This window comes from Sphaerisporangium sp. TRM90804 (assembly GCF_029846175.1).
In the GTDB taxonomy this organism is placed as follows: Bacteria; Actinomycetota; Actinomycetes; order Streptosporangiales; family Streptosporangiaceae; genus Sphaerisporangium.
The window spans coordinates 69,696-85,213 of the sequence record NZ_JARWAC010000018.1; the positions used below are offsets into that span (position 1 = coordinate 69,696).

Below are 15,518 nucleotides of genomic sequence, written 5' to 3' on the forward strand. Positions count from 1 at the left end.
CGTGGCGGATGTCCATGGAAGCCACGTGAACTGCGGATTTAGGGTGGTGGACATGCTCGGTTCGGTACTTCTCGCGGTGTCGCGCAGCCCGTTGGCCCGCCGCGCCGTCTCGGCCTTCCCGGTGACCCGGCACGTCGTCGACCGGTTCGTCGCCGGAGAGGACGCCGGCGACGCGCTGTCGGCCGTCCAGCGCCTCACCGACGCCCGTCTCACGGTCACCCTCGACCACCTCGGCGAGGAGACCACCGACGTCAAGGCCGCGGCCGAGACCGTCAAGGCCTACGTCACCATGCTCGACGCGCTGCGCCCCCTCGGCCTGGGCGGGCGCGCGGAGGTCTCGGTCAAGCTGTCGGCCGTCGGCCAGCGGCTGGACGAGGCCCTGGCCCTGGATCACGCCCGGGAGATCTGCGCCGCCGCGCGCGACGCCGGCACGACCGTGACCCTCGACATGGAGGACCACACCACGGTCGACTCCACGCTGGCCGTGCTGCGCGCGCTTCGCGCCGACTTCCCCGCGACCGGCGTCGCGATCCAGGCCTACCTGCGGCGCAGCGAGGACGACCTGCGCGGCCTGTCGCACGAGGGCTCGCGCGTGCGCCTGGTCAAGGGCGCCTACGCCGAACCGGCGAGCGTGGCCTTCCAGCGCAGGCACGAGGTCGACAAGGCCTACGTGCGATGCCTGCGCATCCTGATGGAGGGGCAGGGGTACCCCATGGTGGCCACCCACGACGACCGGCTCATCTCCATCACCGAGCTGCTGGCCGACCAGACCGGGCGCGGGCGCGACAGCTTCGAGTACCAGATGCTCTACGGCATCAGGACCGCCAAGCAGGAGGCGCTCGCCGGCGCCGGTTCGACGGTCCGCGTCTACGTGCCCTACGGCGACGACTGGTACGGCTACTTCATGCGCCGCCTCGCCGAGCGCCCGGCCAACGTCGCCTTCTTCCTGCGTTCACTCCGCTCCCAGTGAGGTCTTCCATGGATGCCGTCACCAACGTCCCGGCCCCGGCCAACGAGCCGGTGCGCGGCTACGCCCCCGGCACCGCCGAGCGGTCCGCCCTGGAGAGCCGCGTCAAGGAGCTCTCCAGCAGCGCGATCGACCTGACGATGACGATCGGCGGCGAGCGCCGCATGGCCTCCGGCGACCCGATCGCGGTCGTGCAGCCGCACAACCACGCCCACGTGCTCGGCCACACCGGCGACGCCTCGGCCGCCGACGTGCGTACGGCCGTCGACGCGGCGCTGAAGGCCGCTCCGGCGTGGCGGGCGCTGCCGTTCGACGAGCGCGCGGCGGTCTTCCTGAAGGCGGCCGACCTGCTGGCCGGCCCGTACCGGGCGACGCTGAACGCCGCCACGATCCTCGGCCAGTCGAAGTCGGCCCACCAGGCCGAGATCGACGCGGCCTGCGAGCTGATCGACTTCCTGCGCTTCAACGTGGCCTTCGCCCGGCACCTGCTCACCGAGCAGCCGGTCTCCTCGGCCGGGGTGTGGAACCGCATGGAGTACCGGCCGCTTGAGGGCTTCGTGCTGGCGATCACGCCGTTCAACTTCACCGCCATCGCCGGGAACCTGCCGGCCTCGGCCGCGCTGATGGGGAACGTCGTGGTCTGGAAGCCGTCCCCGACACAGCAGTTCGCGGCGCACTTCACCATGCGCCTGCTGGAGGAGGCCGGGCTCCCGCCGGGTGTGATCAACATGGTGACCGGCAACGGCGCCGCGGTCTCGGAGGTGGCGCTGCGCCACCCCGACCTGGCCGGCATCCACTTCACCGGCTCGACCGCCACCTTCCAGCACCTGTGGGGCACCGTCGGGGCCAACATCGCCGGCTACCGCTCCTACCCGCGCCTGGTGGGCGAGACCGGCGGCAAGGACTTCGTGCTGGCCCACCCCTCCGCCGACCCGGCCGCGCTGACGACGGCGCTGATCCGCGGCGCCTTCGAGTACCAGGGCCAGAAGTGCTCGGCGGCGTCCCGCGCCTACGTGCCGCGCTCGGTCTGGAACACCGTCCGCGACGAGCTGGTGGCCACGGCCGAGTCGCTGAGCGTGGGCGACGTGTCCGCCGACCTGTCGGCGTTCATGGGCGCCGTCATCGACGAGCGGGCGTTCGCCAAGAACAAGGCGGCCATCGACCGGGCGCGCGCCTCCGACTCGATCGACGTGCTGACCGGTTCCTACGACGACTCGACCGGTTACTTCGTCCGGCCCACCATCCTGGAGGGCCCCGACCCGGCCGACGAGATCTTCGTCAAGGAGTACTTCGGCCCCGTGCTGGCCGTGCACGTGTACGACGACAGCCGGTACGACGCCGTCCTGGACCAGATGGAGGGCGTGTCCCCCTACGCCCTGACCGGTTCGATCATCGCCCAGGACCGGTACGCCATCGCCGCCGCCACCGAGCGCCTCCGCTTCGCCGCGGGCAACCTGTACATCAACGACAAGCCCACCGGCGCGGTCGTCGGCCAGCAGCCCTTCGGCGGCGCCCGCGCCTCGGGCACCAACGACAAGGCGGGCTCGCTCTACAACCTGATCCGCTGGGTCAACCCCCGCGTCATCAAGGAGACCTTCACCCCGCCGGTCATCACCGGCCCGTACCGCGGCGACGTCCCCCAGACCGGCTGGCACCAGCCCGGCCTGAACTCCCTCGGCTTCTGACGCCCCTCCGCTCGCGGATGATGCTGATGACCGAACCTTCGGCCCGTAGCGGTGGATCTCCGCGCGGTGGCCTGCGGAGCCGGCGGACTCGGCGTCGTCGGTGAGCAGGAGTGCCACCCGCCCGCGGCTGAGGGATCACCGCGCCGGCCGCCCGCCGGCCAGGGCAAGGCGAGCCGCCGTCCCGGGTCAGGCGAGCGGGTCGGTCAGGCGGCGGCGGATCTCGGTCACCTGGGCGGGCTCGGCGATGCCGTCCCAGGGGGCGAGGGCGGCCAGGCCCTTCTCGCGGTGTGCGCGGGCGTTGCGCGGCTCGGCCGAGGCAAGGCGCAACCGGGCCAGCGCCGTGCTCACGCCGGTCGGCGGCAGGCGGGTCAGGGCCGACCGCAGCAGCCTGGCGGCCTCCCGGCGGCGGTCGGCGGGCAGGGCCCCGGCCTGGTGCACCTGGCAGCGGGCCAGGCCGATGGTGTCCCCGGCGCGCGTGTACAGCAGGACGGCCGTCTCCCAGCCGGCGAGGGCGTCGCGCGCGCGGCCCAGATACCAGTAGACGACCGCCATCAGCTCCCGGGCGTGCGCCTCGGCGTGCGCGTCGCCGGCCTGACGGGCGATGCCGAGCGCCTGCACCAGCGTGCCCAGCGCGTCGGCGTACAGGCGGTGGGCCCCGTCGGTCGTGCCCTCGAAGCCGCGCACCTGGCCACGGCGTATCTGCAGGACGGCCATGTTGATCCAGCGGGTGGCCTGCCCCGTGGCGTCGCCGCCGGGCAGGGCCTGCCCGTACCGCACCAGCGACGCCTCCACGGCGGTGAACTCGTCGCCGGTCGCGAGCAGCGTCGTGGCCCGCGCGAGGTGGATCTGCGCGGGCCAGGACTCGGCCCCGTCGCGCGAGCCCGCGGCGCCGTCGAGGTGCTCCTGGGCCATGCGCGGCTGGCCGAGGGCGTGGGCGACCAGGCACAGCCGCAGCTCGGCGGTCGCCTGGACGTCCGGTTCGCCCAGCGCCTTGGCGGCGTGCCCCAGCGCGCGGGCGGCCTCGCCCCGTTCCTTGTGCCGCTGCTCCAGCAGGAACCAGACCTCCAGGGCGTCGGCGATCCGCCAGAGGGGGCCGGCCGCTCTCGCGGCGGGCCCGCGCGCCTTGAGGATCTGCAGCAGCGCCGTGTCCTCGACGCCGAACCAGGCCCGCGCCTCCTCCGCGGGGAGCCGCTCGGCGAAGAAGTCGGCCCGGTCGGCGAAGCGCTCCAGCAGGCGCTGCCAGGCCGCCTCCCAGTCGTCCGGCGGCGTGACGAGGGCACGGGCGGCCTCGACGACGCGGACCCGGGACTCGCGGACCCTCTCGACCAGGCCGTGCCGGCCCAACTCCTCCATCATCCGCTCGACGTCGCGGCCGGCCCCGCCGGCCAGGGCGGCGGCCGTGTCGGTGCCGAGCTCGGCCAGCGGCGAGCGGGCGAGCAGCGCCAGCAGGCGCCGGGCCGCCGGTCGTACCCGGCGGAGCTGCATGGCGAGCAGTACCTGCAGGGTGTGGTCGTGCGACCCCTGTTCGAGATCCTTGACCAGGGCCGCGATGGGGACCCGGGGGTTCTCGGCCAGCCAGCGGGCGATGCCGACCGCGATGGCGGGCCTGCGCAGGAACAGGTCCGCCAGCCTGGCGGTGGCGCCGGGGTCGGCCTCGACGCGCTCGGCGGGGATCTGGGAGCGCAGCAGCTCCACGCCGTCCTGAGCGCGCAGTGGACCTACCTGGACGACCGCGACGTCCCCCGGCACCGGCCCGCGCGGGTCGCCGGCGACGACGATCCAGCTTCCGGGGACGTGACGGGGCAGCCACGCCACCTGGCTCCATCGGTCGACGTTGTCGAGCAGCAGGACGCGGCCGGTGTCGCCGAGCGCGGCGACGACCTCACCCGCCGCGCCCTCCGGGCCGCCCGCGGACCCGAGCGGCCGGCCGAGGGTCCGCAGTACCCGGTCCACGACGCTGCCGGTGTCCTCGGGCTCCTCGCGGTCCTGGCCGCGCAGGTCGGCGTAGCACTGCGCGGCGGTGTCCGGCGTCAGGGCCCATCCGGCGGCGACGGCCACCGCCGAGGTGCCGATGCCCGCCGGCCCGCGGACGACGACCAGCCCCCTCTCACGTGCGCGGCCGATCACCTCGCGCACCTCGGCGTCCCTGCCGATCAGCGGGTCGACCCGCAGGGGGAGGTGCAGGGGCGCCGCGCGGGGCGGCGGGGGCGGCTTCCTGCGGGTGCGCAACCAGCGGGTGGAGAGCAGGAACAGGGCACAGCCGATGACGAGCCCGGCGGGGATCAGCGGCAGGATGCGGGCGAACGCCACCTCCAGGATGATCGCCGCGCCCAGCGACGGGCCGAAGGTGGCGGCCAGGGCCAGCAGTTCCCCGCGGTCCCTCGGCAGCAGCGTGCGCAGCCGGGCGAGGCGTGCCCCTCCCCTGCGCTCGCCGGGGCTCATCCGCGCACCCCCTGCGTCAGGCCGCGGCGCAGCCACCGGCCGGTCGCCAGGGTCAGCAGCACGGGCACCGCGGTCAGCACGACCGCCTGGACCGCGAGCGCCCCGGCCGACGTCGAGAAATGGCGTGCCTGCTGCAGCACGACCAGCGGCGCCTGGTCGGCCGCCGGCCAGTTCAGCAGCAGGCCGACCACGAGATCGTTCCACGCGAGCACGAAGGCCAGCACCGCCACGGCCAGCACGGCGGGCCCGCTCTCGAGCGTCATGCGGATCATCGCCGAGCGCCCTTCGGCCAGCGGGCGCAGGACCACCGGGCGGGGGACCGAACGGAACGCGTTGCGCAGCAACAGCACGCCGAGCGGCAACACCAGGGCGGTGTGCACGAAGCTGAGGATCACGGTGCCGCCCAGCAGCGTGCCGAGGGCCTCCCCCAGCGGCCGGGCGAGCACCTGGGGAGGCAGGACGGCGAGCACCACCGCCACACCGGCGACGACGCGCCGCGTGCGCAGCGGGAGCTGCCCGGGGGTGAGGGCGTAGGCGGCGGGGACGGCCAGCAGCACGACCAGGACGGCGACGAGCAGCGCCCGTTGCGCCGTGGCGCCGAGCGCGCCGGCGAAGGCGCCGTCCTCGAACGCCTCGCCGTAGGAGCCGAGGCCGTAGCCCCCGGTCCACCACCCGGAGGTCGCGGCGGCGTCCGGGGACCGGAACGAGGTGAGCAGCAGGGTGGCGAAGGGGAAGGTCCACACGACGGCCACGACCGCGGCCGCGGCCGTGCGGGCCCGCCGCGCGAGCCCGGGCGCGGGCGCGGGCCGGTCGCGCGGCGGGCCTCCGGCTTCTGGCCAGTCGCGGCGAAGCCGCCCCAGCACCAGCGTCGCGACGGCGACGGCCATCGTGGACAGCAGGATCGCCAGGGCCGACGCCCGGCCCTCGCCCAGGTCGTCGCGGTGGCGCCACCAGAAGAGGCCGGCCACGTCGACCTGCGCGTGCATCGATCCCGGCGCGCCGATCAGCACGAGGTCGAACACGCGGACCGCGGCGGTGAGCACGAGCAGCAGCACCAGCGCCGCGGTGGGGAACAGGGCGGGGAACACGACCACCCGCAGCCGGCGCAGCCTCCCGGCGCCGAACACCCGGGCCACGCGCATCAGGTCGGCGGGCATGCCGGCAAGGGCCACGTGGAAGACGAGGCAGGCCAGGCCGGTCCACTGCCAGGCGAACGCGAGGCCGAGCACCAGCCAGATCCAGCCCGGTCCGAGGAACAGCACGTCACCCGGCACCAGGGCGCTCACGACCCCGCGGCTGGGGTTGGCGTCGAAGATCAGGCGGAACGCCATCCCGGCCGTCAGCGGCGAGGTCACGGCGGGCAGCGCCGGCACGGCGAGCAGGAGCGCGCGCGTGCGCGGCCCGGCGTCGCGGGCGAGCCAGGCCAGCCCGAAGCCGAGGCCGCAGACGACGAGCGCGAGCGCGAGCCAGACGGCGTTGTGGCGCAGGGCGAGCCAGACGTCCCGGTCGGTCAGCACCTCCCCGTAGGCGCTTACGCCGTCGGGGCCGGTCACGCTTGCCACGACGGTCGCGCCCAGGGGCGCGAGCAGGACGAGCGACACCAGCAGCACCGCGGGCAGCAGGTAGCCCCAGGCGCCGTACCGGCCGTGACCGTGCCAGCGCGCCGGCGCCCGCGTGTCGTGGCGCGGCGCGACGTCGAACAGGAACGAGTCCCCGCCGTTCACGACGTCCCCGTTCCCGCGCGCCGTGCATCCGGCGGTCCCGCCACGCCCGCGTGACGGCCCGCCACGAGGTCACCGCCCCGGACGCCTCGCCGCCGGCCGCGAGGCCCCCTCCCGCGCGTGTCGCCGCCCGTCGGGTCCCCCGTCTCCAGCACGCCCCCGCCCGTCGAGTCCCCCGTCTGCGGCACGCCTCCGCCCGTCATGAGGTCGCCGTCTCCTCGGCGAGCGCCACCAGCGCGGCCACCGCCCTGCCCGCGGCGTCGTCGGGACGCTGCCCGTCGAGGGCCGCAGCGGCGAACAGGTCGGTCAGGACGCGCCACAGGCCACGCCCGGCGCCGCCGGCCAGGCGGCCGGTGAGCCGGTCGGAGAGGTCGAACTCGAAGTCGCCGCGCATCCGGAGGGCCAGGCCCCGGAGCGCGGGCGGGTAGCCCTCTACCCGCTGGTCGAGCGACAGGAAGCCGCCCCGGCCCGCCCACCTCTCCAGACGCCGGACGCCCTCGTCGCCGCCGCCCTCCGCCATGAGGCGCTTCATGCCCTCGTGGCCGCCGGGCGTGAGCGCGACGACCGCGTCCCCGCCCGCCACGACGGGCGGCGCCGCACGGCCGCGCGGCCCGGGGAAGGTGAACCACGCCGCCGCCCGGCCGGGGGCGTAGCGGGCGATGATCGGCCAGGCGAAGTCGGGCGCGGCCACCATGTCCGCCCGGCCGTACAGGAAGACGTCCAGGATCGCGTCGTGGAACTGGGTGATCAGCGCGCGCCGCCCGCCGCCTGGCATAAGGCCCTCGATGGACCACAGCCGGGCCAGCAGCGTGAGCGCCTCCCTGACCGCGGGGCGTGACCAGTTGGCGGGGTCCGCGTGCAGGGTGCGGTAGGTCTCCCGGTCGAGCCCGACCAGGACGTTCTCGAACCAGTCGGTGAGCACCCAGCCGTCGGCCGCCGCGACGGAGAGCCTCAGGGGGCGGCACAGCCGTCCCTCGCACATGCCCACCCACGCCTCCCAGTCGGCGGGCGGCCCGGGCACGGCACCGGGCCGGTACCAGACCAGGGACTTGTGGGCGACCTTGAACCAGACGCCCTTGACCAGCCCGTCGGACCGCGCGCGCAGCAGGTCGCGCCAGGCGGGCGGGTCCTTGGACTGGACGGTCAGCAGCCTGGAGGAGATCTCGTCGTCGGTCACCAGGCCCGGCCGGGGCACGATCGCCATGTCGGGGGTCGCCGCCGGCGCCACCGGGTTGACGAGCAGGGCGGCGATGTTGTCCCCGGCCGAGTACACGACGGCGCCGCGCTGGTCGAGGACCTCGTGGAAGCGGCTCAGCTCCCAGCCGCTCCACACCACCGCGATCCGCAGGGGCGGCTCCCCGCCGCACCCGGCGACCCCGGCCACGGCGAGGCCCGACAGCAGGCCCAGGGCGCTTCTACGGTCCATCGACGTCCACGACCTCCCACGAGCCGGCGGGGGTGCGCAGTGTGGCGACGCGGCGGCCGTCGTCGCCCACCACCAGGATCGGAAGGTCGGGGTAGGCGTTGAGGGTCTCGCTCACCGCCGCGTGGCACGGCGGGTATCCGCCGCGGTCCTCCACCACCACGGCCCGGGCGGCCTGCCAGCGGCACATCGCCCGGGCGAGCGCCACCCGCAGCCTCTCGTCGGGCGACAGCTCGTAGGGGCGCCAGGCGAGCAGCCCGTGCAGGTTCAGCCGTCCGGCCACGTAGTTCACGTGCCCGCGGCGGAACGCGGCCCCGCGGTGACCGCGCATCCCGAAGCCGATGTTCTGCTCGACCGTAAGATGCGGGAACAGGCCGCCTCCCGCGGGGACCAGGGCGATGCCGCGGTCGCCGCTGGGCAGGGAGGTGACCTCGCGCCCGGCGATGCGTATCTTGCCCTTGAGCGGCCAGGCCCGCCCCAGGAGGACGTCGGTGAAGGCGTCGGCGTCGGCGGCGTCGCCCGCGAGCACCACCGCGGGCTCTCCCGCCTCGGCGACCAGCTCGTCGGGCTTCAGCGCCCGCAGTTCCCCGCCGTGCTCCCAGGAGAGGCGGTCGAGCTGGAGTCGCAGTCCCGACACGGATTCATCAGCTCCGGCGAGTGGGGGGTTCCTCGTTTATATCGGGTCGCGATCGCGGCCGAGAACCCCTTGCCCGAGATCGTTATGGCGGGGGCGGACGCCCGCCGCGTCGATCGGGCGTGCCACGGGCCGGCGTGGCCGCCGGCCCGTGCGCCGTGCTCAGCGGGCGGCCAGGCTGGTGGCCTCGTTCCTCGATACCGCGTAGGAGGCGCCGCAGTAGGTGCACTGCGTCCCGTACCTGGTGCGTACCGGAAACAGCGGGATGAAGAACAGGGTGAACTTCGTGACCCGCTTGGCGATCACCTGGGCCGCCGTGTTCCCGCAGGCGGGGCAGGCGCGCATCATGTGGCCGAGCTGGTGGATGACCGTACGGAATCCGAAGAGAAGGAACATCGCCCCCACCTACCCGCTCCGGGCCGCCCGTCACCTCCACGCCCGGCCGAGGGGCACACGTCCCGGCGTTCTGACGACCTTCGGGGCCGGGGCGGCTGCCGGAGGTCAGGTCTGGATCAGGCGGGCGGCGTGGCGCGCCTCGGACGGGGTGACGCGGCCGGGGCGGGTCGTACGCAGCCGCCACCGCGTCTCCACACCGTCCGGGCCTGTCGACGAGCCGCCGCGCAGGGCCTGCTCGATGCGCCGCCGCACCTCGGGCTCGTCTCGGGGATCGGTGGCGAACAGGACACGAAGGCGGAGCTCGGCGCCGACGCGCTCGGCACGGGTGTGGTGCGGCGCCAGCGGGCACGGCGGCGGGTGGTCCCAGTGGCCGCACAGCGCCACGGTCACGGCCGCCCCCGGGGCGCGCTCGTCGGCACCGGCGTCCACGACCAGAATCGCTTCCTGAACGAAGGCCTCGCGCATGGAGCAAGCCTCACGCGCGGCCGGCGCGAGCGGAAGTGATGAACCTCCTGGAGGTTCGTCGTGTCGGCGTCCAGCACCACGGCGCGCTCCGTGGGTGTTCCTCCCCCGGATGGGTGCCGGGTGTTCGTCCACAGATGAGGCAATTCGTCATGCCCGAAGCGGAGCCCGAAGCCGGCGCGGTCGCCCGTGGTCGTCCCCCCAGACGGGGTGCTCCGTCCCCTCAGATCCCCGCCGCGGGGTCGCCGTCGCCGGACCCCGGGCGGGCGCGGCGGCGGGCCTCCAGCTCGGCGGCGTCCAGGGCGGCGGCCTGCTCGGGGGTGGGGGCCGTGCCGCCGAGGTGGGCGGGCTGCCACCACACGCCGGGCGGGGTGCCGGGATAGTCCCGCTGCACGTGGTCCAGCTGCTCGGCCATCCGGGCCCGAAGGTCGGCCGTCACCTTCGCGACGTCGTCGCCGGGCTTGGGGTACATCGGCTCGCCGAGGGCGACGGTGATCGGCAGGCCCCGCTGGACGAGCCGCCTGGGCCCGCCCTTGGTCCACATGCGCTGCGTCCCCCAGACGGCGACCGGGATCAGCGGCACCTCGGCCTGGGACGCCATGCGCACGGCGCCGTTCTTGATGTCCTTGACGGTGAACGACCGGCTGATCGTCGCCTCGGCGAACACTCCCACCAGCTCGCCCTTGCGCAGGTCGGCCACGGCGCGGTCGTAGGCCCCGGCGCCGGCCGAGCGGTCGACGGGGATGTGGCGCATCCCGCGCATCAGCGGCCCGGAGACGGGGTGGGCGAACACCTCGCTCTTGGCCATGAAGCGCACCATGCGCCTGGCGGGCACCGCGCCGTAGCCGACGAACAGGAAGTCGAGGTAGCTCACGTGGTTGCTGACGAGCACGGCGCCGCCGGTCTTCGGCACCCGTTCCGCGCCGCGTACGTCGATCTTGAGGCCAAGCGCCTTGTAGAGGCCGCGAGCCGTGCCGATCACGAGGGGATAGACGATCTCAGGCATGCCTGCACCGTAACCTACGGATGAGTAACATGCGGGGGTCAGTGACCGCGGAACGCCTCCTCCAGCCACCACGACGGATGGCCGGCGGTGACCTTCGCGTGGATGAGGAGCGGCCGGTCGCGGGGGCCGTCCAGCCACGCGGACACCGCGCCGAGGTCGGCGCGCTCGCGGACGGTCACCGCCGCGCAGCCGAAGCCGCGCGCGATGGCCGCGAAGTCGACGGGCGGGAACCTCACCAGGTCGAGCGGGTGGCCGCCGGGCCCGAAGTGGTGCACCTCGGCGCCGTACGCCTCGTCGTCGTAGACGACGAGCACCATGGGCAGGCCCAGCCGCACCACGGTCTCCAGCTCGGCGACGCCCATGAGCGCCCCGCCGTCGCCCAGGGCCGCGACCGGCAGCCTGCCGGGCCTGGCTAGCGCGGCGCCGATCGCGGTCGCCAGCCCCAGGCCCACCGACTGGAACGCCTGCGTGAAGCAGAAGCCGTTCTCGTCGGGCACCGACAGGAACATGGACGGGTAGCCCATGAAGTTGCCGGAGTCGACGCTGACGATCCGCTCGGCGGGCAGCAGGTCGTCCAGGGCGATCGAGAGCGTGCGCGGGTCGATGCGGCCGCCGCCGGAGGCGTCGGTGTACGGGACGCCGCGCCAGGGCACCTCGCGGGCGACGCGCTCCGCCAGCTCCGCGGTGCGCCGGCCGGGCAGCGCCGGGTCGCCGTCGCCGAGCAGTTCGGCCACCGCGCGGGCGGTGGCGGCGGCGCCGCCGAACACGCCGAGGTCGACGTGGCGGTGCGCGCCCAGCGCTTCGGGGTCGGCGTCCACCTGGACGACGGTGGCGGACGGGCCGACCAGCGCGCCGTGCCGCGTGGTCCACATGTTGAGGGCGCAGCCCCACCCGACGATCACGTCGGCGCCGGAGATGAGCTCGGCCGCGGCCGGCGAGGCGAAGCCGCCGCTGACGTCCAGGTTCCACGGCGAGCCGTTGAACAGGCCCCGGGCGACGGCGGAGGTGGCGAGCAGGGCGCCGGCGCGGTCGGCGAGCGCCTCCAGCTCGCGCCGCGCGTGCCTGGCCCCGCGCCCGGCGACGAACACCGGACGCCGCGCGGAGCTCAGCACCTCGGCCAGCTCGGCCACCGCCTCCGGCGACGGCGGGCACTCGCCGTCCGCCTCGAAGGGCGTTCCCGCGGCCCCCGACGTGCGATCGCGCATGCCGGTCAGGGCGCCGTAACCGCCCTCCCCCGGCACCCGCACCGGGCCCTCGAACAGCTCGCGCTGCACGCCCAGCGGCAGGTTGAGCAGGACGGTGCGGCGCTCGCGCTCGGCCAGGCGGTAGGCGCGCACGGTGTCGTCGACCGCGGTGGCCGCCGACTCCACGCGCGCGGGCACCGCGCCGACCGCCCGGGCCAGGGCGCTCTGGTCGACGTGGAAGTTCGACCGGGGCTCCACCGCCTCGGCCGCCAGCACCAGGAGCGGGGTGCGGCTCTTGGCCGCCTCGGTGACGCCGGTCATCGCGTGGGTCAGGCCGGGCCCCTGGTGGACGCTGAGCACGCCGACCGTGCCGCTCATGCGGGCGTAGGCGTCGGCCATGGTGGCCGCGCCGCCCTCGTGGCGGGCGGCGACGAACCGCGCGCCGTGCTCGACCAGGGTCGTGGTGACGTGGAAGTTGCCGCTGCCGACCACGCCGAACACGACCCGTGGGCCGAGCTGGGCCAGGGCCTCCCCCACCGCCTGGGCGACGATCATCGTTCGACGAGCGCCAGCACGCGGACCGGGCTGCCGGAGCCGCCCACGATGGGCAGCGGGGGCGCGACGACGACCGCCCCGGTGACCGGAAGCCGGTCGAGGTTGCGGAGCTGGGTCAGGCCGTACTTGCCGGCCCCGAGCAGGAAGGAGTGGCAGGGGAAGGCGGGGTCGAAGGAGTGCGCGGCCCCGGCGTCGGTGCCGACGGTCTCCACGCCGAGCCCGGCGATCGGCGTCTCCTCGGCCAGCCACCGGGCGCACTCGGCGGAGATCCCGGGGGTGTGCGGCCCGGTGTCGTCGGCGTTCAGGAAGTCCTCCTGGTCGTTGGCGAGGGCGTCCCAGCCGGTGCGGTAGAGCAGCCAGCCGCCCTCGGGCAGCGGGCCGTTGACCTTCTCCCACTGCCTGACGTGCTCGATCTGCAGCAGGAAGTCGGGGTCCTCGGCCGCCTGGGCGGCGAAGTCGAGCACCACGGCCGGGCCGATCAGGCGCGCGGGGGGCACCTGGGAGACGTCCTCGCCGTCGCGGCCGGTCACCCAGTGGACGGGCGCGTCGAAGTGGGTGCCGGTGTGCTCGCCGGTGGTGATGTCGTTCCAGTACCAGGCCGGGCCGCGGTCGTCGTACCGGCTGATCTCGGTGAGCAGGAACGGGACCGTGTTGCCGAACGGCTCGGGCAGCCGCAGGATCGGCGTCTCGGAGCTGAGCGGCGCGGTCAGGTCGATCACCTCGATCGCGCCGTTCCTGATGCCCTCGACGAGACTGCTCAGCACCGACATCTAACGCTCCCTGCTCGTGGCCGTCGGCACAGATCCTGCCCTGCCGGGCCGCTCCGCGTCACCACCGGGTTTCAGGATGTCCTGGCCCCGGCGGGGGCGAACGCTTGCCAGGCGGCGGGAACGGGCAGAGATTGGCCGGGGAGCGCCGAGACCAGTTGGGGACCAGCTCATGAAGAAGCTCATCAACACCGCCGAATCGATGGTGACCGACGCGCTCGCCGGGATGGCCGCGGCCCATCCCGGCCTCCGGGTCGACGCCGGGAACCGCGTCGTGTACCGCCGTTCCGCGCCGGAGCGCGGCAAGGTCGGGCTGGTCTCGGGCGGCGGCTCGGGCCACGAACCGCTGCACGGCGGCTTCGTCGGGTACGGCATGCTCGACGCGGCCTGCCCCGGGGAGGTCTTCACCTCGCCGGTGCCCGACCAGGTGATCGAGGCGACCAAGGGCGTCGACGGCGGCGCCGGGGTGCTGCACATAGTCAAGAACTACACCGGGGACGTGCTGAACTTCGAGATGGCCGCGGAGCTGTGCGCCGAGGAGAGGCTGGAGGTGGCCACCGTCCTGGTGAACGACGACGTGGCCGTCAAGGACTCCCTCTACACCGCCGGGCGGCGCGGCACCGGCGCCACCGTCTTCGTGGAGAAGATAGCCGGCGCGCTGGCCGAGGCCGGGGCGTCGCTCGCCGAGGTGGCCAAGGTGGGCGAGGAGGTCAACGCGCGCAGCAGGTCGTTCGGCGTGGCCCTCACCTCGTGCACGGTCCCGGCGGCGGGCAAGCCGACGTTCGAGCTGGAGGAGTCGGAGATCGAGCTGGGCATCGGCATCCACGGCGAGCCGGGCCGCACCCGGGCGCCCGCCGCCCCGGCCCGCGACCTCGCGCGGGCCGCCGTCGACGCCCTGCACGACGACATGCCGCTGTCGGGCGACACGCTGGTGATGGTGAACGGCATGGGCGGCACCCCGCTGATCGAGCTGTACGTCGTCTACGCGGAGGTCGCCGCCCGGCTGCGTGAGAAGGGCGCGACGCCGGCGCGCAGCCTGGTCGGCAACTACATCACCAGCCTCGACATGCAGGGCTTCTCGGTCACCGTGTGCCGGCTGACCGACGAGCTCACCCGCCTGTGGGACGCCCCCGTGGAGACCCCCGCCCTACGCTGGGGCCGCTGAACCCCGCCCGCCCTTCCGGAGGAGCCCCGAGCAGCATGGACGCCGCGTTCTTCACCGCCTGGATCGACGAGATCGCCCGGGCCGTCACCGCCGGGCGCGAGCGCCTGACGCGCCTGGACGCCGCGATCGGGGACGCCGACCACGGCGCCAACCTCGACCGCGGCTTCACGGCCGTCCGCGAGGCGCTGGCCGCCAAGCCCCCGGCGACGCCGGGGGCCGTGCTGACGCTCGCCGGCACGACGCTGATCCGCAAGGTCGGCGGCGCCTCCGGCCCCCTGTACGGCACGGCGTTGCGCCAGATGGGCGCCGCCCTGGGCTCGGCTCCGGAGGTGACGGCCGGCGAGCTGGCGGCCGCCCTGGAGGCGGGGGTCGCGGGCGTGCGCAAGCTCGGCGGCGCCGAGGAGGGCGACAAGACGATGGTCGACGCCCTCGCCCCCGCCGCCCGCGCGCTCACCGCGGCCGTGGCCGGCGGGCTGAAGGACGGGGAGGCCCTCGCCGCCGCCCGCGCCGCGGCCGAGGAGGGCGCCCGGACGGCGGTGCCGCTCCAGGCCAGGAAGGGGCGCGCCAGCTACCTCGGCGAGCGCAGTGCCGGCCACGAGGATCCCGGCGCCGCCTCCACCGTCCTCATCCTCACCGCCCTGCACACGACGGCCACGCGATGAGCGCCGGCCCCCGGGTGGGCATCGTCCTGATCTCGCACAGCGACGCGCTGGCGAGGGAGGCGGTGGCGCTGGTCGTGGGGATCGCCGGGGACGGTGTCGCGGTGGCCCCGGCCGGCGGCACCGACGACGGCCTGCTCGGCACGAGCGTCGACAAGGTGGCCGCGGCAATCGTGCGGGTCGACCAGGGAGCCGGGGTGGTGCTCATCCCCGACCTCGGCAGCTCGGTGCTGACCGCCCGCCTGCTGGAGGAGCCCGGTTCGGTGGTCATCGCGGACGTCCCCTTCGTGGAGGGCGCCATCGGGGCGGCCGTCGCGGCCGGCACCGGGGCGTCCCTGCGAGCCGTGCTCGACGCCGCCGAGGACGCCCGCGTGTACCGCAAGCTCTGAGGCCGCCGACCGTCGCCCGGGTATCCTGGGTGCGAGGAAGCGATCGTACGCCTGTACGCCTTC

At 74.9% G+C, this 15,518-nt stretch carries 14 protein-coding genes; 5 read left to right on the top strand and 9 right to left on the bottom strand.

Features of this window, described 5'->3' with window-relative positions:
- The first annotated feature begins 52 nt into the window (after positions 1 to 52).
- Together PYR91_RS23880 and pruA are read left to right on the top strand one after the other, a co-directional pair.
- Entirely contained in the window at positions 53 to 970 is a 918-nt protein-coding gene (locus tag PYR91_RS23880; RefSeq protein ID WP_279782977.1) for a proline dehydrogenase family protein, read from the top strand.
- 8 nt (positions 971 to 978) lie between these two features.
- Complete coding sequence (pruA, locus tag PYR91_RS23885) at positions 979 to 2,652, top strand: L-glutamate gamma-semialdehyde dehydrogenase (RefSeq protein WP_279782979.1); 1,674 nt, start codon at positions 979 to 981, stop codon at positions 2,650 to 2,652.
- Positions 2,653 to 2,838: 186 nt separating this feature from the next.
- Here pruA and PYR91_RS23890 read toward each other — a convergent pair whose 3' ends face one another.
- The 9 genes from PYR91_RS23890 to PYR91_RS23930 all read right to left on the bottom strand — a co-directional run bounded on the left by PYR91_RS23890 (position 2,839) and on the right by PYR91_RS23930 (position 13,245).
- Positions 2,839 to 5,094: a hypothetical protein gene (locus PYR91_RS23890; RefSeq protein ID WP_279782981.1), complete on the bottom strand. Its 2,256-nt coding sequence runs from the start codon at positions 5,092 to 5,094 to the stop codon at positions 2,839 to 2,841.
- Positions 5,091 to 6,818, bottom strand: a complete 1,728-nt coding sequence (locus PYR91_RS23895) for an ABC transporter permease subunit (RefSeq protein WP_279782982.1) — start codon at positions 6,816 to 6,818, stop codon at positions 5,091 to 5,093. Before PYR91_RS23895 ends, PYR91_RS23890 begins: the two co-directional genes overlap by 4 nt.
- Positions 6,819 to 7,014: 196 nt before the next feature.
- Complete coding sequence (locus tag PYR91_RS23900) at positions 7,015 to 8,241, bottom strand: hypothetical protein (RefSeq protein ID WP_279782984.1); 1,227 nt, start codon at positions 8,239 to 8,241, stop codon at positions 7,015 to 7,017.
- Positions 8,231 to 8,875, bottom strand: a complete 645-nt coding sequence (locus PYR91_RS23905; RefSeq protein WP_279782986.1) for an ATP-binding cassette domain-containing protein — start codon at positions 8,873 to 8,875, stop codon at positions 8,231 to 8,233. Before PYR91_RS23905 ends, PYR91_RS23900 begins: the two co-directional genes overlap by 11 nt.
- 159 nt (positions 8,876 to 9,034) lie before the next feature.
- Positions 9,035 to 9,268, bottom strand: coding sequence for a zinc-ribbon domain-containing protein (locus PYR91_RS23910; RefSeq protein WP_279782987.1), 234 nt, complete (start codon positions 9,266 to 9,268; stop codon positions 9,035 to 9,037).
- A gap of 105 nt (positions 9,269 to 9,373) precedes the next feature.
- Positions 9,374 to 9,733, bottom strand: a complete 360-nt coding sequence (locus tag PYR91_RS23915) for a hypothetical protein (RefSeq protein WP_279782988.1) — start codon at positions 9,731 to 9,733, stop codon at positions 9,374 to 9,376.
- A 220-nt stretch (positions 9,734 to 9,953) separates the two neighbouring features.
- A complete protein-coding gene (locus PYR91_RS23920) occupies positions 9,954 to 10,736 on the bottom strand; it encodes a lysophospholipid acyltransferase family protein (RefSeq protein WP_279782989.1) in 783 nt (260 codons plus the stop codon).
- Between the two features lie 38 nt (positions 10,737 to 10,774).
- Positions 10,775 to 12,475 (bottom strand): thiamine pyrophosphate-binding protein, encoded by a 1,701-nt coding sequence (locus PYR91_RS23925; protein WP_279782991.1) that lies wholly within the window; start codon positions 12,473 to 12,475, stop codon positions 10,775 to 10,777.
- Positions 12,472 to 13,245 carry a cyclase family protein gene (locus PYR91_RS23930; protein WP_279782993.1) on the bottom strand — a complete coding sequence of 258 codons (774 nt, stop codon included), beginning with the start codon at positions 13,243 to 13,245 and terminating at the stop codon, positions 12,472 to 12,474. The genes PYR91_RS23925 and PYR91_RS23930 overlap by 4 nt, the downstream gene beginning before the upstream one ends.
- Positions 13,246 to 13,414: 169 nt before the next feature.
- On the opposite strand from PYR91_RS23930, the gene dhaK reads away from it, so the two are divergent.
- Genes dhaK through PYR91_RS23945 form a run of 3 tightly spaced genes read left to right on the top strand, consistent with a single transcriptional unit; the run spans position 13,415 to position 15,455 of the window.
- The gene (gene dhaK / locus PYR91_RS23935) at positions 13,415 to 14,407 is read left to right on the top strand and encodes a dihydroxyacetone kinase subunit DhaK (protein WP_279782995.1); all 993 of its coding nucleotides are present in this window, start codon (positions 13,415 to 13,417) and stop codon (positions 14,405 to 14,407) included.
- 35 nt (positions 14,408 to 14,442) lie between these two features.
- Positions 14,443 to 15,069 carry a dihydroxyacetone kinase subunit DhaL gene (gene dhaL, locus PYR91_RS23940; protein WP_279782996.1) on the top strand — a complete coding sequence of 209 codons (627 nt, stop codon included), beginning with the start codon at positions 14,443 to 14,445 and terminating at the stop codon, positions 15,067 to 15,069.
- The gene (locus PYR91_RS23945) at positions 15,066 to 15,455 is read left to right on the top strand and encodes a phosphoenolpyruvate--protein phosphotransferase (protein ID WP_279782998.1); all 390 of its coding nucleotides are present in this window, start codon (positions 15,066 to 15,068) and stop codon (positions 15,453 to 15,455) included. The genes dhaL and PYR91_RS23945 overlap by 4 nt, the downstream gene beginning before the upstream one ends.
- Positions 15,456 to 15,518: the final 63 nt, after the last annotated feature.

Excerpts from the sequence above, each read along its gene's own strand:
- PYR91_RS23880 (WP_279782977.1), top strand. The coding sequence starts at position 53 with ATGCTCGGTTCGGTACTTCTCGCGGTGTCGCGCAGCCCGTTGGCCCGC.
- PYR91_RS23915 (WP_279782988.1), bottom strand. The coding sequence starts at position 9,733 with ATGCGCGAGGCCTTCGTTCAGGAAGCGATTCTGGTCGTGGACGCCGGT.
- PYR91_RS23945 (WP_279782998.1), top strand. The coding sequence starts at position 15,066 with ATGAGCGCCGGCCCCCGGGTGGGCATCGTCCTGATCTCGCACAGCGAC.
- pruA (WP_279782979.1), top strand. The coding sequence starts at position 979 with ATGGATGCCGTCACCAACGTCCCGGCCCCGGCCAACGAGCCGGTGCGC.
- PYR91_RS23920 (WP_279782989.1), bottom strand. The coding sequence starts at position 10,736 with ATGCCTGAGATCGTCTATCCCCTCGTGATCGGCACGGCTCGCGGCCTC.
- PYR91_RS23925 (WP_279782991.1), bottom strand. The coding sequence starts at position 12,475 with ATGATCGTCGCCCAGGCGGTGGGGGAGGCCCTGGCCCAGCTCGGCCCA.
- PYR91_RS23930 (WP_279782993.1), bottom strand. The coding sequence starts at position 13,245 with ATGTCGGTGCTGAGCAGTCTCGTCGAGGGCATCAGGAACGGCGCGATC.
- PYR91_RS23900 (WP_279782984.1), bottom strand. The coding sequence starts at position 8,241 with ATGGACCGTAGAAGCGCCCTGGGCCTGCTGTCGGGCCTCGCCGTGGCC.
- PYR91_RS23910 (WP_279782987.1), bottom strand. The coding sequence starts at position 9,268 with ATGTTCCTTCTCTTCGGATTCCGTACGGTCATCCACCAGCTCGGCCAC.
- dhaK (WP_279782995.1), top strand. The coding sequence starts at position 13,415 with ATGAAGAAGCTCATCAACACCGCCGAATCGATGGTGACCGACGCGCTC.
- PYR91_RS23890 (WP_279782981.1), bottom strand. The coding sequence starts at position 5,094 with ATGAGCCCCGGCGAGCGCAGGGGAGGGGCACGCCTCGCCCGGCTGCGC.
- dhaL (WP_279782996.1), top strand. The coding sequence starts at position 14,443 with ATGGACGCCGCGTTCTTCACCGCCTGGATCGACGAGATCGCCCGGGCC.